General features: G+C 61.3%; 18 protein-coding genes. 7 read left to right on the plus strand and 11 right to left on the minus strand.

Going from position 1 to position 15,492, the window contains the following annotated elements; all coding sequences use genetic code 11:
- Positions 1 to 9 precede the first annotated feature (9 nt).
- Complete coding sequence (locus tag ACTHN9_RS01745; protein WP_440535027.1) at positions 10 to 789, plus strand: outer membrane lipoprotein-sorting protein; 780 nt, start codon at positions 10 to 12, stop codon at positions 787 to 789.
- 3 nt (positions 790 to 792) lie between these two features.
- The gene (locus tag ACTHN9_RS01750; RefSeq protein ID WP_440535028.1) at positions 793 to 2,061 is read left to right on the plus strand and encodes a hypothetical protein; all 1,269 of its coding nucleotides are present in this window, start codon (positions 793 to 795) and stop codon (positions 2,059 to 2,061) included.
- Positions 2,062 to 2,119: 58 nt separating this feature from the next.
- Here ACTHN9_RS01750 and ACTHN9_RS01755 read toward each other — a convergent pair whose 3' ends face one another.
- Together ACTHN9_RS01755 and ACTHN9_RS01760 are read right to left on the minus strand one after the other, a co-directional pair.
- Positions 2,120 to 2,404, minus strand: a complete 285-nt coding sequence (locus ACTHN9_RS01755; protein WP_440535029.1) for a HipA N-terminal domain-containing protein — start codon at positions 2,402 to 2,404, stop codon at positions 2,120 to 2,122.
- Positions 2,401 to 2,871, minus strand: coding sequence for a helix-turn-helix domain-containing protein (locus tag ACTHN9_RS01760; protein WP_440535030.1), 471 nt, complete (start codon positions 2,869 to 2,871; stop codon positions 2,401 to 2,403). Before ACTHN9_RS01760 ends, ACTHN9_RS01755 begins: the two co-directional genes overlap by 4 nt.
- 190 nt (positions 2,872 to 3,061) lie before the next feature.
- Here ACTHN9_RS01760 and ACTHN9_RS01765 point away from each other — a divergent pair, with 190 nt between their 5' ends.
- A complete protein-coding gene (locus tag ACTHN9_RS01765) occupies positions 3,062 to 3,748 on the plus strand; it encodes an N-acetylmuramoyl-L-alanine amidase family protein (protein WP_440535031.1) in 687 nt (228 codons plus the stop codon).
- Between the two features lie 58 nt (positions 3,749 to 3,806).
- The gene (locus ACTHN9_RS01770; protein WP_440535032.1) at positions 3,807 to 4,184 is read left to right on the plus strand and encodes a lysozyme inhibitor LprI family protein; all 378 of its coding nucleotides are present in this window, start codon (positions 3,807 to 3,809) and stop codon (positions 4,182 to 4,184) included.
- 281 nt (positions 4,185 to 4,465) lie between these two features.
- On the opposite strand, the gene ACTHN9_RS01775 is transcribed toward ACTHN9_RS01770, so the two are convergent.
- Genes ACTHN9_RS01775 through ACTHN9_RS01785 form a run of 3 tightly spaced genes read right to left on the minus strand, consistent with a single transcriptional unit; the run spans position 4,466 to position 5,701 of the window.
- Positions 4,466 to 4,903, minus strand: coding sequence for a hypothetical protein (locus ACTHN9_RS01775; protein WP_440535033.1), 438 nt, complete (start codon positions 4,901 to 4,903; stop codon positions 4,466 to 4,468).
- Entirely contained in the window at positions 4,900 to 5,418 is a 519-nt protein-coding gene (locus ACTHN9_RS01780) for a helix-turn-helix domain-containing protein (protein ID WP_440535034.1), read from the minus strand. The genes ACTHN9_RS01775 and ACTHN9_RS01780 overlap by 4 nt, the downstream gene beginning before the upstream one ends.
- The gene (locus tag ACTHN9_RS01785) at positions 5,339 to 5,701 is read right to left on the minus strand and encodes a hypothetical protein (protein ID WP_440535035.1); all 363 of its coding nucleotides are present in this window, start codon (positions 5,699 to 5,701) and stop codon (positions 5,339 to 5,341) included. The genes ACTHN9_RS01780 and ACTHN9_RS01785 overlap by 80 nt, the downstream gene beginning before the upstream one ends.
- Before the next feature lie 494 nt (positions 5,702 to 6,195).
- Between ACTHN9_RS01785 and ACTHN9_RS01790 the strand changes: the two genes are divergently transcribed.
- The gene (locus ACTHN9_RS01790; protein ID WP_440535036.1) at positions 6,196 to 7,527 is read left to right on the plus strand and encodes a carotenoid oxygenase family protein; all 1,332 of its coding nucleotides are present in this window, start codon (positions 6,196 to 6,198) and stop codon (positions 7,525 to 7,527) included.
- 63 nt (positions 7,528 to 7,590) lie between these two features.
- Positions 7,591 to 8,109, plus strand: coding sequence for a GNAT family N-acetyltransferase (locus tag ACTHN9_RS01795; RefSeq protein WP_440535037.1), 519 nt, complete (start codon positions 7,591 to 7,593; stop codon positions 8,107 to 8,109).
- 7 nt (positions 8,110 to 8,116) lie between these two features.
- Here ACTHN9_RS01795 and tam read toward each other — a convergent pair whose 3' ends face one another.
- Positions 8,117 to 8,920 carry a trans-aconitate 2-methyltransferase gene (gene tam, locus ACTHN9_RS01800; protein WP_440535038.1) on the minus strand — a complete coding sequence of 268 codons (804 nt, stop codon included), beginning with the start codon at positions 8,918 to 8,920 and terminating at the stop codon, positions 8,117 to 8,119.
- A 141-nt stretch (positions 8,921 to 9,061) separates the two neighbouring features.
- On the opposite strand from tam, the gene ACTHN9_RS01805 reads away from it, so the two are divergent.
- Entirely contained in the window at positions 9,062 to 9,958 is an 897-nt protein-coding gene (locus ACTHN9_RS01805; RefSeq protein ID WP_440535039.1) for a LysR substrate-binding domain-containing protein, read from the plus strand.
- Positions 9,959 to 9,983: 25 nt separating this feature from the next.
- Here ACTHN9_RS01805 and ACTHN9_RS01810 read toward each other — a convergent pair whose 3' ends face one another.
- The 5 genes from ACTHN9_RS01810 to ACTHN9_RS01830 all read right to left on the minus strand — a co-directional run bounded on the left by ACTHN9_RS01810 (position 9,984) and on the right by ACTHN9_RS01830 (position 15,403).
- The gene (locus ACTHN9_RS01810) at positions 9,984 to 10,808 is read right to left on the minus strand and encodes an OmpW/AlkL family protein (protein WP_440535061.1); all 825 of its coding nucleotides are present in this window, start codon (positions 10,806 to 10,808) and stop codon (positions 9,984 to 9,986) included.
- A gap of 39 nt (positions 10,809 to 10,847) precedes the next feature.
- On the minus strand, positions 10,848 to 12,101 hold the full coding sequence (locus ACTHN9_RS01815; RefSeq protein ID WP_440535040.1) for a DUF2957 domain-containing protein: 1,254 nt from the start codon (positions 12,099 to 12,101) through the stop codon (positions 10,848 to 10,850).
- A gap of 159 nt (positions 12,102 to 12,260) precedes the next feature.
- Positions 12,261 to 12,731, minus strand: a complete 471-nt coding sequence (locus ACTHN9_RS01820; protein ID WP_440535041.1) for a hypothetical protein — start codon at positions 12,729 to 12,731, stop codon at positions 12,261 to 12,263.
- A gap of 84 nt (positions 12,732 to 12,815) precedes the next feature.
- Complete coding sequence (locus ACTHN9_RS01825; protein ID WP_440535042.1) at positions 12,816 to 14,420, minus strand: DUF2957 domain-containing protein; 1,605 nt, start codon at positions 14,418 to 14,420, stop codon at positions 12,816 to 12,818.
- A gap of 782 nt (positions 14,421 to 15,202) precedes the next feature.
- The gene (locus ACTHN9_RS01830; RefSeq protein ID WP_440535043.1) at positions 15,203 to 15,403 is read right to left on the minus strand and encodes a hypothetical protein; all 201 of its coding nucleotides are present in this window, start codon (positions 15,401 to 15,403) and stop codon (positions 15,203 to 15,205) included.
- Positions 15,404 to 15,492: the final 89 nt, after the last annotated feature.

The raw sequence follows: 15,492 nt of genomic DNA on the forward strand, positions 1-15,492 counted from the left end.
GGAGCATCCATGAGACTCGTCGCGTCGCGCCGCCTCGTCGGCATGATGTTGTGTTGTTTATCGATGGCGGCTTACGCCGCACCGAATGCGCAGCAATTACTGGAAGCGAGCGATGCCATTCGCAATCCGGTCAAGCCCTTTAGCTTGACGACCACGCTTATCGAGTTCCACCAAGGCCGGGAGACGGACCGAAACCTACTGACCGTCTACTCCCAAAGCGACCCCGTAGGTGGCCAGTATCGGAGCCTCGTCCACTTCGACGCGCCGGCGCGAGACCTGGACAAACTCTTATTGAAGAACGGTTCGGACCTATGGTTCTACGATCCTTCCAGCCAGGCCAGCGTTCGGATTTCGCCGCAGCAGCGATTGCTTGGGCAAGCCGCTAACGGCGATGTCGTGACGGTCAATTGGGCGCACGATTACGCGCCTTCGCTGGCCGCAGAAGAAGATATCGACGACGGCGATCGGCAACGCAGGCATTGCTACAAGCTGAACTTAGTCGCGCGTTCGAACGAGGCGACCTATCACTCGATCGATCTATGGCTCGATAGCCTGACGAAGCGCCCGGTCAAAGCCCGGTTTTATGCGGAAAGCGGGACGTTATTGAAAGTGTCGTATTTCCGCCGATTTCAAGAGGAGTTGGGGGCCGAGCGCCCCACGGAAATCGTCATCATCGATGGGCTCGATCCCGGATGGGTGACGGTGATGCGCTATTCGAACTACGCGTGGAGAGCCATTCCCGATGCGTGGATGCAGCACGACTATCTCTCGCACTTCGAGCCGAATTGAGCGATGCGAGCAGTAATGAAGGGCGCGTGGCTCGCGATGGGGGTGTTGTCGATGTCGCTGGCCCATGCGGCAACGGACATCGATAGCGATGCATTGAGTTTGGCGGACCAGGCGGGCGCGACAGCCCCGATTGCGGCGCCGAGCCGCTGGCGCGGCTCGTTCGAAGCGGCGGCGGCAAACTACGGCGCAGCCCAGCAAGTAGCCGCCCGCCAATTGAACGACACGGCTCGGGTCGCGTCGTCGATATCCTACGATCGTCGCTTGTTCGACGGGTGGCGAGCCGTTTTCTCGAATCGGCTCGATACCGGCTGGCGAGAAGCGCACGGTACGTATAACGCGGTCGATACGCTCAAGCAGGCTTATGTCAGTTGGCAACCGACGCCATCGGCGTTGCTCGATATGGGGCGCATCAATGTTCGCGGTGGCGTGGCATCCGGCTTTAACCCAACCGATTTTTTCAAGGCGGATGCCATTCGTTCGGTCGCGTCCATCGACCCGGCGAGTCTGCGCGAGAACCGGTTGGGTAGCGTCATGATTCGTAGCCAAGCCTTGTGGGCGGATGGATCGGTGAGCGCATCGATCTCTCCGCGCCTCGCCGATCATGCGAGCGACGCGACATTCAGCCCCGACTTCGGTGCCACCAATCGGCAATGGCGTTACTTGTTGACGGGTACGCAACGCTGGTTCGGTGGCGTCGCTCCGCAATGGCTGGTCTACGGCGGCGCCGATATCCCGCCGCAGTTCGGCACGGATGCCACCGCGCTGCTCGACGACGCAACCGTGCTATTCGTCGAATACGCGGGCGGACGGAGCCGGTCGCTGACGGACGGTCCGCGCGCGGCGCATCGCTTCCATTCGCGACTGGCGACGGGCCTGACGCGGACGTTTCCCGGCAAGGTGTCGGTGACGCTCGAATACGACTACGACGGTGTCAGCGCGAACCGGTCCGCTTGGGCGGCACTGCGAACGGATCCGTCTCGCTACGGCGCGTACCGAGACGCAGTGGCGCGCGGGCAGGAACTGACCACGCAGCAATCGGTTTTCAGCTATATCAGTTGGCAGGATGCGATCGTCCGTCACCTCGACGCCACCGTGATGGGCCGTTTCGATCTGGTCGACGATAGTTTTTTCGCTTGGGTCGAAGCCCGCTATCATTGGCCGCGTGCCGATCTGGCCGTACAGTGGGAGGCGGACCACGGCGGCTCGCGCAGTACCTTTGGTGCGGGTTCGCAGAGCAACGTCGTGCAGGCTATTGCGGCGTTTTACTTTTAAGTGCGATTGCCCACCGCAGCACGCCCCGCCGCCCTGCTGACGCGACCTCGCCGTCGTTTTACTGACCTGTGCGGACAAGCCGACGAGATTGCGCAACTTTCTCGCAAATATGGCCCCAACCATCCGGGAGCGCGTCGCTCACTAGCCCTGGCAGGCGGTGTTGATGCTGGGGGAAGTCGCGGTAAGCCTCACGCGAGAGTTGAAGGTGGTAGGGCGATAGTTGAAGCCCGCGGGCCAGCGCGTCCGGCGTGTATTGAAACAACAGATCGCGGCCGTCGTCTGCCAGCCGCGCTAGGGGAAATCGTTCGCCCCAGCCTGCGTACACGATCGTAAGCGTCTTCATGTCGCATCCTTCCGACGGCCGGCGCGACGGCGCGAGCGGTTGGCTACTTCCATCTGTTCGATGCTCATCGGCCGAGTGACGAAAACCGACTCGAGTTGGTGGAGAACGCCGAGTGTACCCGCCACGCGCAGCAGTACCTCGACGGTAACGAGGCCCGTTCGCTCCAAATTGCGCAGGGCCCCGAGCGAGATACCCGCGCGCGCCGCCGTCTCCATTTGCGACTGATTCAAGGCGAGGCGCCGTATCCGCAGGCGCTGCCCAAGTTCGCGCGCGACTTCCTGTGCGGTGGCTAAGTTAAAGAGCATTAAAATGACAGTTATGGCAAAAAACGGATAACAACTGTCATTATAATGGTGATCGCAGAAACTGCAATGCGCCCCAAGTTTGGGGTTGTCCCCAAACTTGTTCGGTGACCGGCAGCAGCCTTCGCGCCGTCGCGCAATGCCACGCCCGACGGCTCGCGACATGCGGCCACTCGCCCCCGCCCGTATCCGCGATCCGTTAAAATGCGCGTCGCCGCGACGGTGCTGCTACCGATCGGGACCTGGGTGAATCAAGGCAAAACATCTTTCCGTCACCAACGTGCAATATAAAGGCAGCCTGTCGCACATCGTGCCGTCGAGCATGGCGGCTCCCATTTTTTGCTCCATTTTTCGAATGCCGCGAACCTTTCTCTCTCGATTTGCTTGCTCGGTCGTTAGTTTTCTATGCGCGGCGAGTTGTCACGCCGCGTGGGTTATCGTGGATGCGGGGCACACGCCCGCCCATCCGGGGGCGACCGGCGCAAGCGGCCGTGTCGAGCATCTCTACAATCTCGATCTCAGCAAAGCCGTCACGGACGATCTTCAAAAGGCCGGCGAGCGCGTGACCCGCACCGGAGCGGACGACCGCGAGATCGCGTTGGCGGAGCGGCCCAACGCGGAACCGAAAGCCGATTTCTTCATCTCCATTCATCACGATTCCATCCAACAGGCGTGGATCGACGCCGGGCGCCGCAGAGAATTCAAAGGCTATGCGATTTTCGTGTCGGAACTCAATCCGCACTACGGACAAAGCCTCGCTTGCGCGAAGGCCATCGGCGAGCGTTTGCTCGCGGCAGGAGAAACGCCGTCGCTGTACCACGCGACGCCCATCAAGGGCGAAAATCGGCCGTTGATCGACAAGCGCCTGGGCATTCACCGGTTCGACGATTTGGTCGTGCTGAAAACGGCGCGCATGCCGGCGGTGCTGGTCGAGGCCGGCGTGATCGCGAATCCCGACGAAGAGCGGAGATTGGCGGATCCGGCCACGATCGCGAAGCTGGCGAATGCGATCTCCCAGGGCGTGGTGGATTGTCATCCTTAAAGCCGTAACCTAAGTTTTCCCCATGTTGTTCTTTGCCAATCCATAAAAAGGAAAAACAATGAAGAAGCTGGCCGTTATCCTCACTGCAACCCTGATTCCTTTCGCCGCGCACGCCGCAGGGTGCGCGAAGCCGCGCAATGCTTTCGATCAAGTGTATTGCGCCAGCAATATCTTCTCGCAGGCCGATCGCGACCTGAACCAACAATATTCGCGTTTGCGCACGCACTTGAATCCGGGCCAGCAGGCCGCACTGAAGACCGGGCAGCTCGCATGGCTGAAGCAGCGCGATCAGCAATGCAGCGAAGAAAAAGACAGCGGCTACTTCGTGAACCTCGAGTGCGCCGTGGAAATGACACAGCAACGCCAGGCGTTCCTGCAAGAGCGCGAACGCGAATGCAACAGCACCGGCTGCGTCGACAGCAAGCTGGGGCAATAAAAGCGCTTTGCCGTCACGGCCCGATGCGCTCGATGAGCGCGCGGGCCGCGAAACCGATCGACGGCGCAACGCCGAGCGATCAGCCTCGCGCGACGCGGGTAACGTCGCGACACGGCCGATCGCGACCGTACATTTGCCGACGCGAATACCGGCATGGCCAACGTCAGCGCCTCGGTGAAGATCGCAGATTCATGCGTTTCATGCCCCTCTTGTGCCCGAGTGGGCCATGTGACGCTGCTCAAGCCCGCACCGGGCGGTCGATTGTCCTAGAAACCGACAGTCTAGGATCGAGGCTTACCTACGGACACGTATAAACGCCCGGCCGGCAACTCGTCGCCATCGGCGATCGCAAACGCTTTGATCACGTGAGGCTCAGAAACGAGGTACGGGTTCACGGCAAGGGGAAACGAGAGCGAGTAGCGCGAAATGGGATCGTCTGTGCAAGAGAGTGCTTCGGACCGTTGCCTCATTTCAACCAACTGCTGCGAAGGAATCTCCCCGCGGGCGATGTCAGCGCCGTTCGCCCTCAAAACGAGGGAAAGTGACGAAACCGGGTTCTCCGCTGGCGTGACGAACCCAATGACGCAGCACAACCTCGCAAGGACAAATGGTGCGACGGGAACGACAAGCTCTCCGCCATAGATGCCCATAATCGACAGTTTGTTGCCGACCTCCAGCCGGACATCGTCGCAGAAGCTGCAGTAAGCGTGTCGGCTCATCGCGGCTCCATGATCGCTTTCGGAGCCTGGTCCGTGGCTTCCGGAGGCAGCACCAACGGGGCTAGCTCGTCGATGGATATTGAAAGCGCAGCGGCAATCTTACGCGCAGTAGCTAGCTGGATCGCCAGCTTGCGCGCCTCGATCTTCGCGATATGTGGTTGCGTCAATCCAGTAAGAGCCGCCAACTCATGCTGAGACAACCCCCTCGCCATTCGGGCTTGGGCGAGAGTCGAAGGGGCGCGTCCCAGGCCCATCTCGGCCATCAGTGCAGCTCGAGCGGCACGCTTACGCTCTCGAAATGCCGGATCCTCAGCTTCTCTTTTCGCTGAAATGGCGCTCCTGCGGCGCGAAGCTGCGACGTCCAATGGGCCACTGCCGTCACCAATGACCAATATGCTGAGGGCGGCGCTCCCCGAGGAGGCCGTAGCCGGCACATCAGTGAAAGCGCGGAAGCCCGAGCTTGTCATATTCTGCTCGGACACGCACTGAGATCGGGTGATCGCGCTCGTATTCATAGTAACTATCGTCTCCCTCGAATTCAGGGCCCTCGGGCCGCTTGCGTACCGCGGCGAGAAGGTGAATTTCCTCGGTCCGACCATCGTACGCGTAGAGGACTCGGAATTGCCCTAACGCCTTCAGCGGACGGAGCCGATAGACGAAATACCCAGCATCCTGAAAGGACCGCACCAGTCGACAGTTGAAGATGGGATCAGGGTAGTTTTGCTCGGCGTAGTCACGCGTGAGCTTCCAAATCGCTTCCTCACTTTCGTCCATCTGGTCCAGGAACGCTTCCAGCATGTCCGCCGTCCGCGTCGATCCCTCTCGAGCAGTGATTGCATCGAGGTCAGCTTTCAGGTGTTCGCCATCGACTAGTTCCGGGGTCGACACTATATCACGCAGTATATAATTGCAGTTTACGACGTTTCAAGGCAGACCGTTTGCCTTGGGATCGACCACATCATGACCGGGTGTCGGGGAAGCCGCCAACCCGGCCAAGTAGCCATTCCGCAACTGCATCAGTCTTTTGCGCTCGATCAGGTGCTGCGCCTGATTAGACGCACATCTGTGATCCGTATCCGCGTTGCCGCGCGCGAAGTCACAAAACCCCATGTAGCCGCCATGTCTTTTGACCGATGTCGCGACCACGGCACCGGCTAACGCAGTGCTACGCCGCCGCATACTTTCATCCGGGTAATATTGACAATAATTTCACCCGGGTATAAATTGCGATCACCCTTGCCGACGGTGAGGGGCCGTCCCACCTGATTCCACATTTGAAAATCGAACCTCCAATGACAACCATCGATCTGAATGCCGGGGCCGTCGCTCCGGTTGCCCGTGAAGTCGAACTTGGCGAGCTGCGCGTGACCGGGACGGTGCCCGATGATCTCGAGGGTGTACTCGTTCGCAACGGGCCGAACCCGCTCTCGGGGCGTTTCGAGGGCGAAGGCATGCTCGCGTGGTGGCCCGAAGCGGCGATGTTGCACGGCATCGCGTTTTCAGGTGGCCAGGCAACGAGCTATCGCAACAGATGGTTGCGAACGCAACGATGGGCGCAAGCTTATGCGCCGGACAATACGGCGGCGTGGCCGGACACCAATCCAAACGTCAACGTGCTTCGTCACGCAGGCGAAACGCTAGCGCTCGCTGAAGGCGGCATGCCGCTCGCGATTACGTCGACGCTCGACACGGTCGGGCTTGCCCGCCGGCATCGGGGCGCGGCGCAAGGCATGACCGCGCATCCGAAGGTCGACCCGCAAACTGGCGAATTGATGATGTTCCACGCTGGCTGGCGGCCGCCGTTCCTTCGCTACGGCGTGGCCGATAAGGCGGGCGAGCCGACCGTCGATATGGAGATTCCGTTGGCCGAGGCGTCGATGATGCACGATATGGCGATCACGGAAACGCATAGCATCTTGCTCGATTTGAATGTCGGCTACGACTTCTCGATGCTGCAGCGAGGACATCGGATGCCGCTGCGCTGGCACGACGAACGAAGCGCGCGGCTAGGCGTAATCCCGCGCCACGGCGGCGAGATACGCTGGTTCGAGATTGCCCCATGCTTCATCCAGCACGTCGTGAATGCTTATGACGAAGACGATACGACGATCGTGCTCGACGCCATTTGGTATCCCTCGTTTCTGCGGCTCACCTCCGACGGGCGAGCGTTCGAGGACAACCCGCTCGGAACCTTGCGGCGATACCGGATCGATCTAGCCGCGGGAACTGTGCGGGAGTATCGGGCCGCCGACGAGGGGATCGAGCTGCCCCGAATCAACGAGCGGTGCACGGGACGCTCATATCGGTATTTCTATGCTGTAGAGCAACCCAGTACCGTCGAAATGCGAGGCATCGTGCGGTTCGATTGGGATGGCGGCTCGTTCGAACGCTGTGCGCTGCCGCCGGGCGACCAGAACAGCGAGCCAGTGTTCGTGCCTCGGCGCGGGGCCACCTCGGAGGACGACGGCTGGCTGTTGTGTTGCGTCTATCGCCAAGCGACGGCAACGAGCGATGTCGTCGTGCTCGACGCGGGTAACGTCGCGGCAGGGCCGATCGCGACCGTACATTTGCCGACGCGAATACCGGCGGGTTTCCATGGTGCATGGCTGCCGAACAACGGTTAAGCTCGATACCTCGAGCGAGAACTCGAGGCAGTTTCGAGGCCAATCGCCAAACATGAATCACGAATGAGAGGGCCGATAGTGGAGCATGTCACGATAAGACGCAGCAAGGATGCCGATGTGGAACCGTTGCGGCAAATCTACGAAGACTTCGATGTCTATGCCGGTACGCTGCAACTGCCGTTTCCGTCGTACGAAGCGTGGAAGAAGCGATTGAGCGACGCTGCGCCGACGCTCTATCATCTGGTGGCCGAAATCGACGGCCAAGTCGTGGGAAGCATCGTGCTCGAGCCGATGGCGAACCTGCGCCGCAGACACGCAGGCTTCATCGCGCTGGCTGTCAAGGGTGCTCGCCAAGGACAAGGCATCGGCGGTCAGTTGATGCGTAGCGCGATCGATCTCGCCGACAATTGGATCAATCTCACGCGGCTCGAGCTGACCGTGTTCGTCGACAACGACCGGGCCGTCGCGCTCTATAAGAAGCACGGGTTCGCGATCGAAGGCGAACTCGTCGACTACGCGTATCGAAATGGGCGATACGTCAACGCCTACACCATGGCACGACGGAAACCGGCTGGCGTTTGAGGGGGGCTCACTTGCGCGTCGCCACGATGAATAGTCGCGGAAAGGGAAACAGGACCGTGCCGTCGTCGAGCGCCGGGTAGTTCGCGGCCAAGGCCTCGCGATAGCGGGCGAGGTACTCCTCGCGCTCGCTATCGTCCAGCGGCGCCAGAAACGGCCGCAAGCCGGTTCCCTTCGTCCACTCGACGATGGCAGCCGCGCCTTCGCGCAAGGGATGGTAGTAGGTGGTGCGCCACACGTCGACACGCGAGCACAGCGGTGAGAGCAATGCGTAGTAGTGAGCTGCATCGAATCGCTGGGTTCTTCCCACGCCTTTCAGTTTCTCCGCCCAAGGCCCGGCCGACGCCACTTCGCGCATGAGCCGGTGCGAGGGCTCATCGAGATTGTCCGGCATCTGTATCGCTAGGTGCCCGCCAGGCGCGAGCTTGCTCGCGATCTGAAGAAGCAGCGGTTCGTGCGCGGGTATCCATTGGAATACCGCGTTCGCGAGAATCAAATCGTAGGGGCCCGGCTCGTCCCACTCGGTAATGTCCGCCACGTCGAAATCGATCTGGGGCAGACGTTTGCGCGCCGCCTCGACCATGTCCGCCGACACGTCGAGACCGCGAATTGACGCAGCCGGGGCAAGCGCGGCCAAGACTTCGGTCGAATTGCCCGGCCCGCAGCCGAGATCGATCGCCGTGCGAATCGGCGTGGGCGGGACGGCGGCCAGCAAATCCTTGACCGGCCGTGTGCGTTCCTCCTCGAATTTCACATATTGCTTGGCTTCGAACTGCCCGTATTGCTTCGAACGTTGATCGGGGGATGTCGTCACGATGCGGCTCCTTATCGATTCGACGGCGCGCCGTGCCCGTGTATCGGGGGGGAAGCCGTCGATGCAGCGAATTCTGCGGCTGTCTCGTTTATCAGTAAAATGAATTTAATGTCACGATTGATTCATTTTACTTATTTCACGATGAAGATCGACACTCTGGGCGTGCAGGCGTTCGTTGCGATCGCCGAAGGGGGCAGTTTCAGGCAGGCCGCGGATACCCTGCACGTCACCCAAACCGCGATCACGCAGCGGCTGCGAAAACTCGAGACGTATCTGGGCGTCGCGCTCCTCGAACGTACGACGCGCCGCACGACGCTGACCGAGATCGGCCGGCGCTTTCTGCCGCAAGCGCGCCGGCTGCTGAACGAACTGTCGGATGCGCTGACGGAAATCCGCGAAACGGGCTTGAGCCAGCGTGGCGATGTATCCATCGCCTGCGTGCCGACGGTGGGCGTGCAGTATCTGCCCCGTATCCTGCGCGCGTTTTCCGCTCGGAGGCCGCACGATCGCGTCAAGATTCTCGATCACGCGTCCGAGTCGGTGCTGCAAGCGGTGCTGCGCCGAGAGGCCGAGTTCGGCATCGGCATCGCGGGCGAGCGCCATCCCGAACTCGCGAATGTGCCGCTCGCCATCGATCCTTATGTGCTGGTTTGCCGCGACGATCATCCGCTCGCCAAGCGGCGGCGCGTGCGCTGGGAGGCGTTGCGGTCCTATCCGCTGATTTTTGCCGGCGAAATGAGCGGCAACCGCGGCTTGCTCGATGGGGCGTTGAAGTCGAGCGGGATTGCATTGCATTCGTTCTACGAAGTGCAGCGCAGCTCGACGGCACTCGGCCTCGTCGCCGAGGGCTTAGGTGCCGCCGTCGTCCCCAAGCTTGCGATGCAGAAGAATGCCTATCCCATGGTGCGAACGATCGAACTCGTCGAGCCGTCGATCTCGCGCACACTCGTGCTCGTGACGCGCAAGACGGCGCAGTTGTCGCCGGCGGCGCGGGCGCTCTACGACATGCTGATCGAACAGGCGACGCCGGCGCGTTGAACGATTCGCGCCGGGCGTTCGCTCGTCAAAACCGATACGAAACGGCAAGAAACGTGATGATCGGATCGGCCTTGAGTTTGGCCTTGCTGACGGCGAGCAAGGTACCGTCTGCGGCTTTGATGTCGGTTTCGGCGTACGTTTTGAGCGGCATGTAGGACACCGAGGCATTGAGTTGCCAATGCTTGGTGAGCGCGTAGCTCGCGCCGATATTGAAGATCGGCGTCCATGACGAAGACGACTTCGCCGTGATGCTGGTCGGTCCCGGCTTGCCGGCCCCGGCGGCGAGGACGCTGCCGAGGTTCTCGTTCAGCGATTGCGAGAAGTAGGGGTTGAGCCGAAACGAGTTGAACCACGTATAGGTGACGCCCACGCCAAGGAACGGCCGAAATTTCGCCTCGGCCTTGCCGAAGAAGTATTGCAGCATCGCGCCGGCCGTCCACTGACGAACCTTGCCGACGATCGGGTTGTTCGACGGCTCGTTCAGGTCTTCGTGCCCGAGCGCACCCGCGGGGCCCGGCGGCTGGATGACACCGAAGCCGTTGATGTGAAATTCGGGCGGTACGCCGCCCATCGTGGTGAGCGCGATGTGATCGGTAAAGAAGTGGCTGAAGGTGATCCCGAGCGTGTCCGCGCTGCTGACGCTGAGCCCCGTTCCCGCAGAGGTGAATGCCGACGGCAAGTCGAGCGGCCCGTTGATCGGCATGGGTGCCACGTGAGTCGTCAACGGATCGCTCGAGTCTTGGGGCGCGATATGAAACCAGCCCAGCGACACGACGTTGTCGCCGGCCTGCTGAGCATACGCGCCCGTCGAGACGCACGCCGCGACGAGCGGCGCGAATAGCTTCCTGATCCCCATATCTTCGTTTCCTAGGCCTGAGTCGTTATTGGGTCACTGCACGAACGCGCTGACGGCGAAATACGGCGCACTGGGATCCGACGTATCGAGGTATCCGATCGTGCCGCCCGTGAAGATCATCTTTCCCGTGGGCGCCGATCCGGCCGCACCCTTCGTCGTCGTGACCAACCCGGGGAGCGCCTGCGTGTAATCGAGATCGAGCGCGGTTGCGAGCGAGGCTTGCGAGGCATTGAACGGATCGAGCATCGTTGCCTGTGCGTTCGTGAGCGCCGTCGTTCGGTAGGCGAAATTGCTATCCACGCCGATGTATTCGCCGTTTTGCGTGCCGTTCGTCACGGGCGTTTGCGGCGCCAGCATGGCGATGCCGGATTCGTCGTCGGCCAGCGGCGTTGCCGGCGGAGCACCGGGCGGCGAAACGATCGATGGATTGGCTGCGCCGACACGAATCAAAATCGGCACGAGTTGGCCGCGCAGTTTGCCGACGATCAGAATGCCTTGCGCTTGCGGGCCGTTCACGGCTTGCGTAGGCGCGACCTGGCCCGTGAAATGGTCGGTCTCGAACGTCGGCGAATCGGTGCGCGCGACGAAGTTCGTGCCCGACTGCCTGCATTGACCGGCGTAGATCCCGCTGTTGTCGCATTCGGTGAAGCTGCCGTCGGCGTTGATCGTCATCGCCGAGTCGACCGCGACCGGTGCGAAATTCTGCGATGGCACTTTGTGATAGCCGAGCATCGAATACTTGCCGGCGATTTCGGCAAGGCTGGTCGACGTTTGCGCGAACGCGATGAACGGGTAGTACGGAAACGTCGTATCGGGCACCACCCCAACGCCGGCCACGCCGGCGAACTGGATTTCGGCGCCTGGAATCGTGCCGCCGAGCACGCCTTCGCCAAGGAATACGCGCGCGGGGCTGGCCGGGTTCAGGCTGGCATTGTTCAAGCGGAACGCGCATTGGTTGAGCTTCGTCGTGGGCAGCAGCGTTTCTTGCGTCAGCGTACCGGACACGACATTGTTCGGCGCCGTCGCGCGCGTGGGCAAGACGGTGCCTTTCGTCACGGGCACGGGCGACGCGAGATACGTGATCTTGTACGTCATGGCCGTGGTATCGAGCTGGATCCGCACAAGTTCGCCCGAGCCGGCGCCGCCGGTGAACACGGTGCTGTAGTCGACCGCTTGCGGGCAAAGCCGGGTTACGACCGGGGCGGGCGGATCGCCGCCGCCGCTGCCGCCGCAGGCGGACAGAGCAAGAGCGGCCAGCGCTATCGAAAGCAGACGACGCCAAATCATGAGGAGTCCCGAATAAATAATTTTGAATGGAAACCGGCGCCTGGCAGCGGCGCCGGTCTTGATGCTCGAGCGCGATGCGTCGCGCCGGTCAGGGTGCATGCGCCCGCTCCTCGTGAGGCGGGCGCTCGATGCTGCGGCCGATCGGCCGCGACTAGCGGGTTAGTGAACCGTCAGGTACGGCGTCGTCGTGAGCGAGCCCGATACCGTGCAACCGCCAGCGAGGACTTGGTTCGAAAGGCCGATGACGGTTTCCTTGAGTGTCGTGTTTTCCGAGATGCCGGCATCGATAGTGCTCGGACCGCAGGCGCCCAACGGCGTGCTGACGGCGACGCCGCTCAACGAAAGGCTAGTGGTGGAAAGCACCTGCCCCTTCCACGGCAGAGACGTTGCCGTGACGCCCGCGCACAGGAAGTTTCCGGTGAATTTCGCCGACGTGATCGAGATTGCGCCGCTCGCGTCGACCGTGCCGGACATCGTGGCTGTGCAGCCGAGCGCAATCCCTTTCGTCAAGGTGGTGGATCCGGTCAAACTGATCGGGCCTGCCGGCGAAACGGTGACCGCGAACGCCGGTGAAGCCGCAATACACAAAGCCAGTGCCGCACCTACGGGGATGAGCTTGATACGCTTCATGTCGTGTACCTCTCATTAGGTTTAAGGCAGGATGTCATGGCGGCCGGTTGGCGCTGCCGTCCGCCCCTCGATACGTGACCACTCTTACTGTACGAACGCGCCAATCGTGAAAAACGGGTTCGGCATGCCGGAGGGGTTCATGAGCAACGCGAACACCGAGCCGGCCTTGATCAAGTAGCCGGTATCCCCCGTCTTGAAAACGGTGGCGGCCCCCGACGCGAAATTGTTTTGTGCGGTGACTTTGACGAGCCCAGGCTGAGTCTGGGTGAAGTCGAGCGAGAAGTTCGTCGCGGCTGTGGACGTGAACGGGTTCAAGAACGCGGCGCTCGTTCCTTGAAAAATCGTGGACGTATAGTTGACGCCCGGATTCGTCGTCGTCGTATCGTCGAGGCAAGCGCCTTCGTTGAAAAGCGGCTCTGCCGGAGTGGGGCCATACGCGCTGACGATCCCACAAGCCGTCACGCTATTGGCGCCGATGAACGCCCCTTTCAATGTCGTCGGATCGACGGCTTGCACCGGCGCGAGCAGCGAAATGCCGAGCTGATCGTCGACGGTCGAATCGGCGAGCCCTGTGCCGGAGTGCGCGTACCCGACGCGAATGATGACGGGGATCACCTGACCGTTGAGCAGGCCCGCGATCATGATGCCGTGCGCTTGGTTGCCGGCAAAAGCGGACTGCATCGCGCCCACGCCCAAGTCGGGATAGATATTGCCGAGCCCGTTGTTGATATTCGCCGCACTCGTGAACACGGCGTCCGGCGAGCCGTCCGTGTTCGTTCGCAAGGTCCAATTGGTTCCCGTTGTCGGGCAAGACGTGTAGGCCTGGCCGCTATCGGGCGTGCATGAACCGTCGGCGTTCATCGTCTCGATCACCTGAACGCCATCGACTTGCCACCCGAGCGGTGTGCCGGTCGGGACCGCCGCGGTCGTTTGCATCAGACCGCCCGAGGGCGTGAAGTGGATGCCGAGTTCGTTATAGCGACCGGCTACCTTGGAGAAATCGGTGACGGTCTGGCTGAACGCAACGAACGGGTAATAATCGAACGTCTTGCTCGGCACGGTGGCGACGACGATGCCGGGTGCAATCGTCACGCCGTCGAACTGTACTGTCGAACCCGGTATCCCACCCCCGACGATCCCGTTGCCCACGAACAGCATCGGCGGATCGTTCGGATTGATCGCCACCTTGTAGCTGCCGTCGGCCGTTTGCCCGTTTTCCAGCACGAACGCACAGCGGTTCTGCTCGGCCGTGGGCAGCTTCAAAGGCGTAGTCGCGACGCCCTGTCCGTTTCTGATCTGATACAGGTTGGCGTTCTGGTAGTCGCCCGTGATCGTCAGGCCCGCGCGCGTCGTGTTCACCTGCCCTGCAGAAGTCGGCACTTCCGATTCGATGAACGTCATTTGGTACTGCTTTTTCGACGTGTCGAACTTGACCTTGATGTATTCGCCGCTGCCCGAGCCGCCCGTGAATGTCGTGCTGTAATCGAGCGAAGCGGGACAAAGCGCTGTCGGGTCCGAAGGCTGCGTGGTGGCCCCCGAGCCCGAGCAGACGTTGCCCGAGCAGGGCGCGGTGGCGATCGGCGCCGGATCGTCGGATCCGCCGCCGCCGCAACCGGCTACGAGCAGCGCGACGGCCAAGGCCGCGGCCGCCGCCGCGAAAAGGGATTGAATGCGCGCGGTAGGCGCCATGATTTGTCTCCTGTGGTCCATGCTTCGCGATGCCGGGCCCATGCTTCGCAGTCGCCCAAAGTGCGTGCTTCGACGCTCGCCCGGAATGGCCGTCGTTATCGCCAATTCGGGTTTAAAAAAGCAGCACTCCGGTCGCGGCGGAGTTCGAAATAGGGATGGGTGGTCATCGCCCTCAATTGGCATATCGAGGGCGGCGGGCGTTACCTTACGAGCGTCTCGCGTTTTGTGTAAATAGAGACGCGGATCCAAACGAACTTTTATAAATTTCGTAGTATTTACGAGGGTTTGATCGACCGTTTAAAACAGCCGCTGATGTGAGATTTCACCCGCCTTCAATGCGTAGCGAGTGAATCTTTTCGAGATGATCGCGTGAAACGCTCTTCGATTCTGCTGTGGTGGATGCTCGACGCCTACGCGCCTCGCGGGTCGGGGTGGCAGAAAAATGCTTGAAATACGCCGAACAAACCCGTTCGTCTCATGGTGCATCGAATCGATGCGCCGTGTGCTTTGACATGCGTATGCGGTATGTGGGATTGCCGCAATAGGCGATTGAGATCGATCGAAACCGATGCAAAATGCATCGAGCACGCCTGGTGATTAATAGGTTTAGAAAAAATGGAATGCGTTTAGCTGGCGACGGAGGATATCGCATGGTCGGCTGCCGATTGAAACGTTTATTCTGCGCTGCAATATGCGGCGTCAATCGGATCTAAGCGCGATATCCGGCGCGACTCGCGGGCGATCGATTGCGGCAGTGGCCGCGATGGCCAAGCCGTATTGACCTACGCCGCGTGTAGGGACGCGCTTAAGGTGGGTTTCGGCGGTCGCGGCCGCGCCGCGACATGGCCGGCGACTTTGCCGGCGACGACTTCGCTATCCGGGGCGCTACGGCCGCCGATATAGCCTTCCTTGAGGATGGCGCACATCGAAACGAGCAGCGCGAGCACGATGGCCCAAAGTGAACAGTACCCGACGATTTTCATGGACGGACCCCCAGCCGTTGAGCCGCGTTCGCGTGTGCAAACGATTGCGGTGTCCGTTTATAGCATGGACGTATGACAGTTCGTCTACG

The organism is Trinickia sp., assembly GCF_051953405.1.
Taxonomy (GTDB): domain Bacteria; phylum Pseudomonadota; class Gammaproteobacteria; order Burkholderiales; family Burkholderiaceae; genus Trinickia.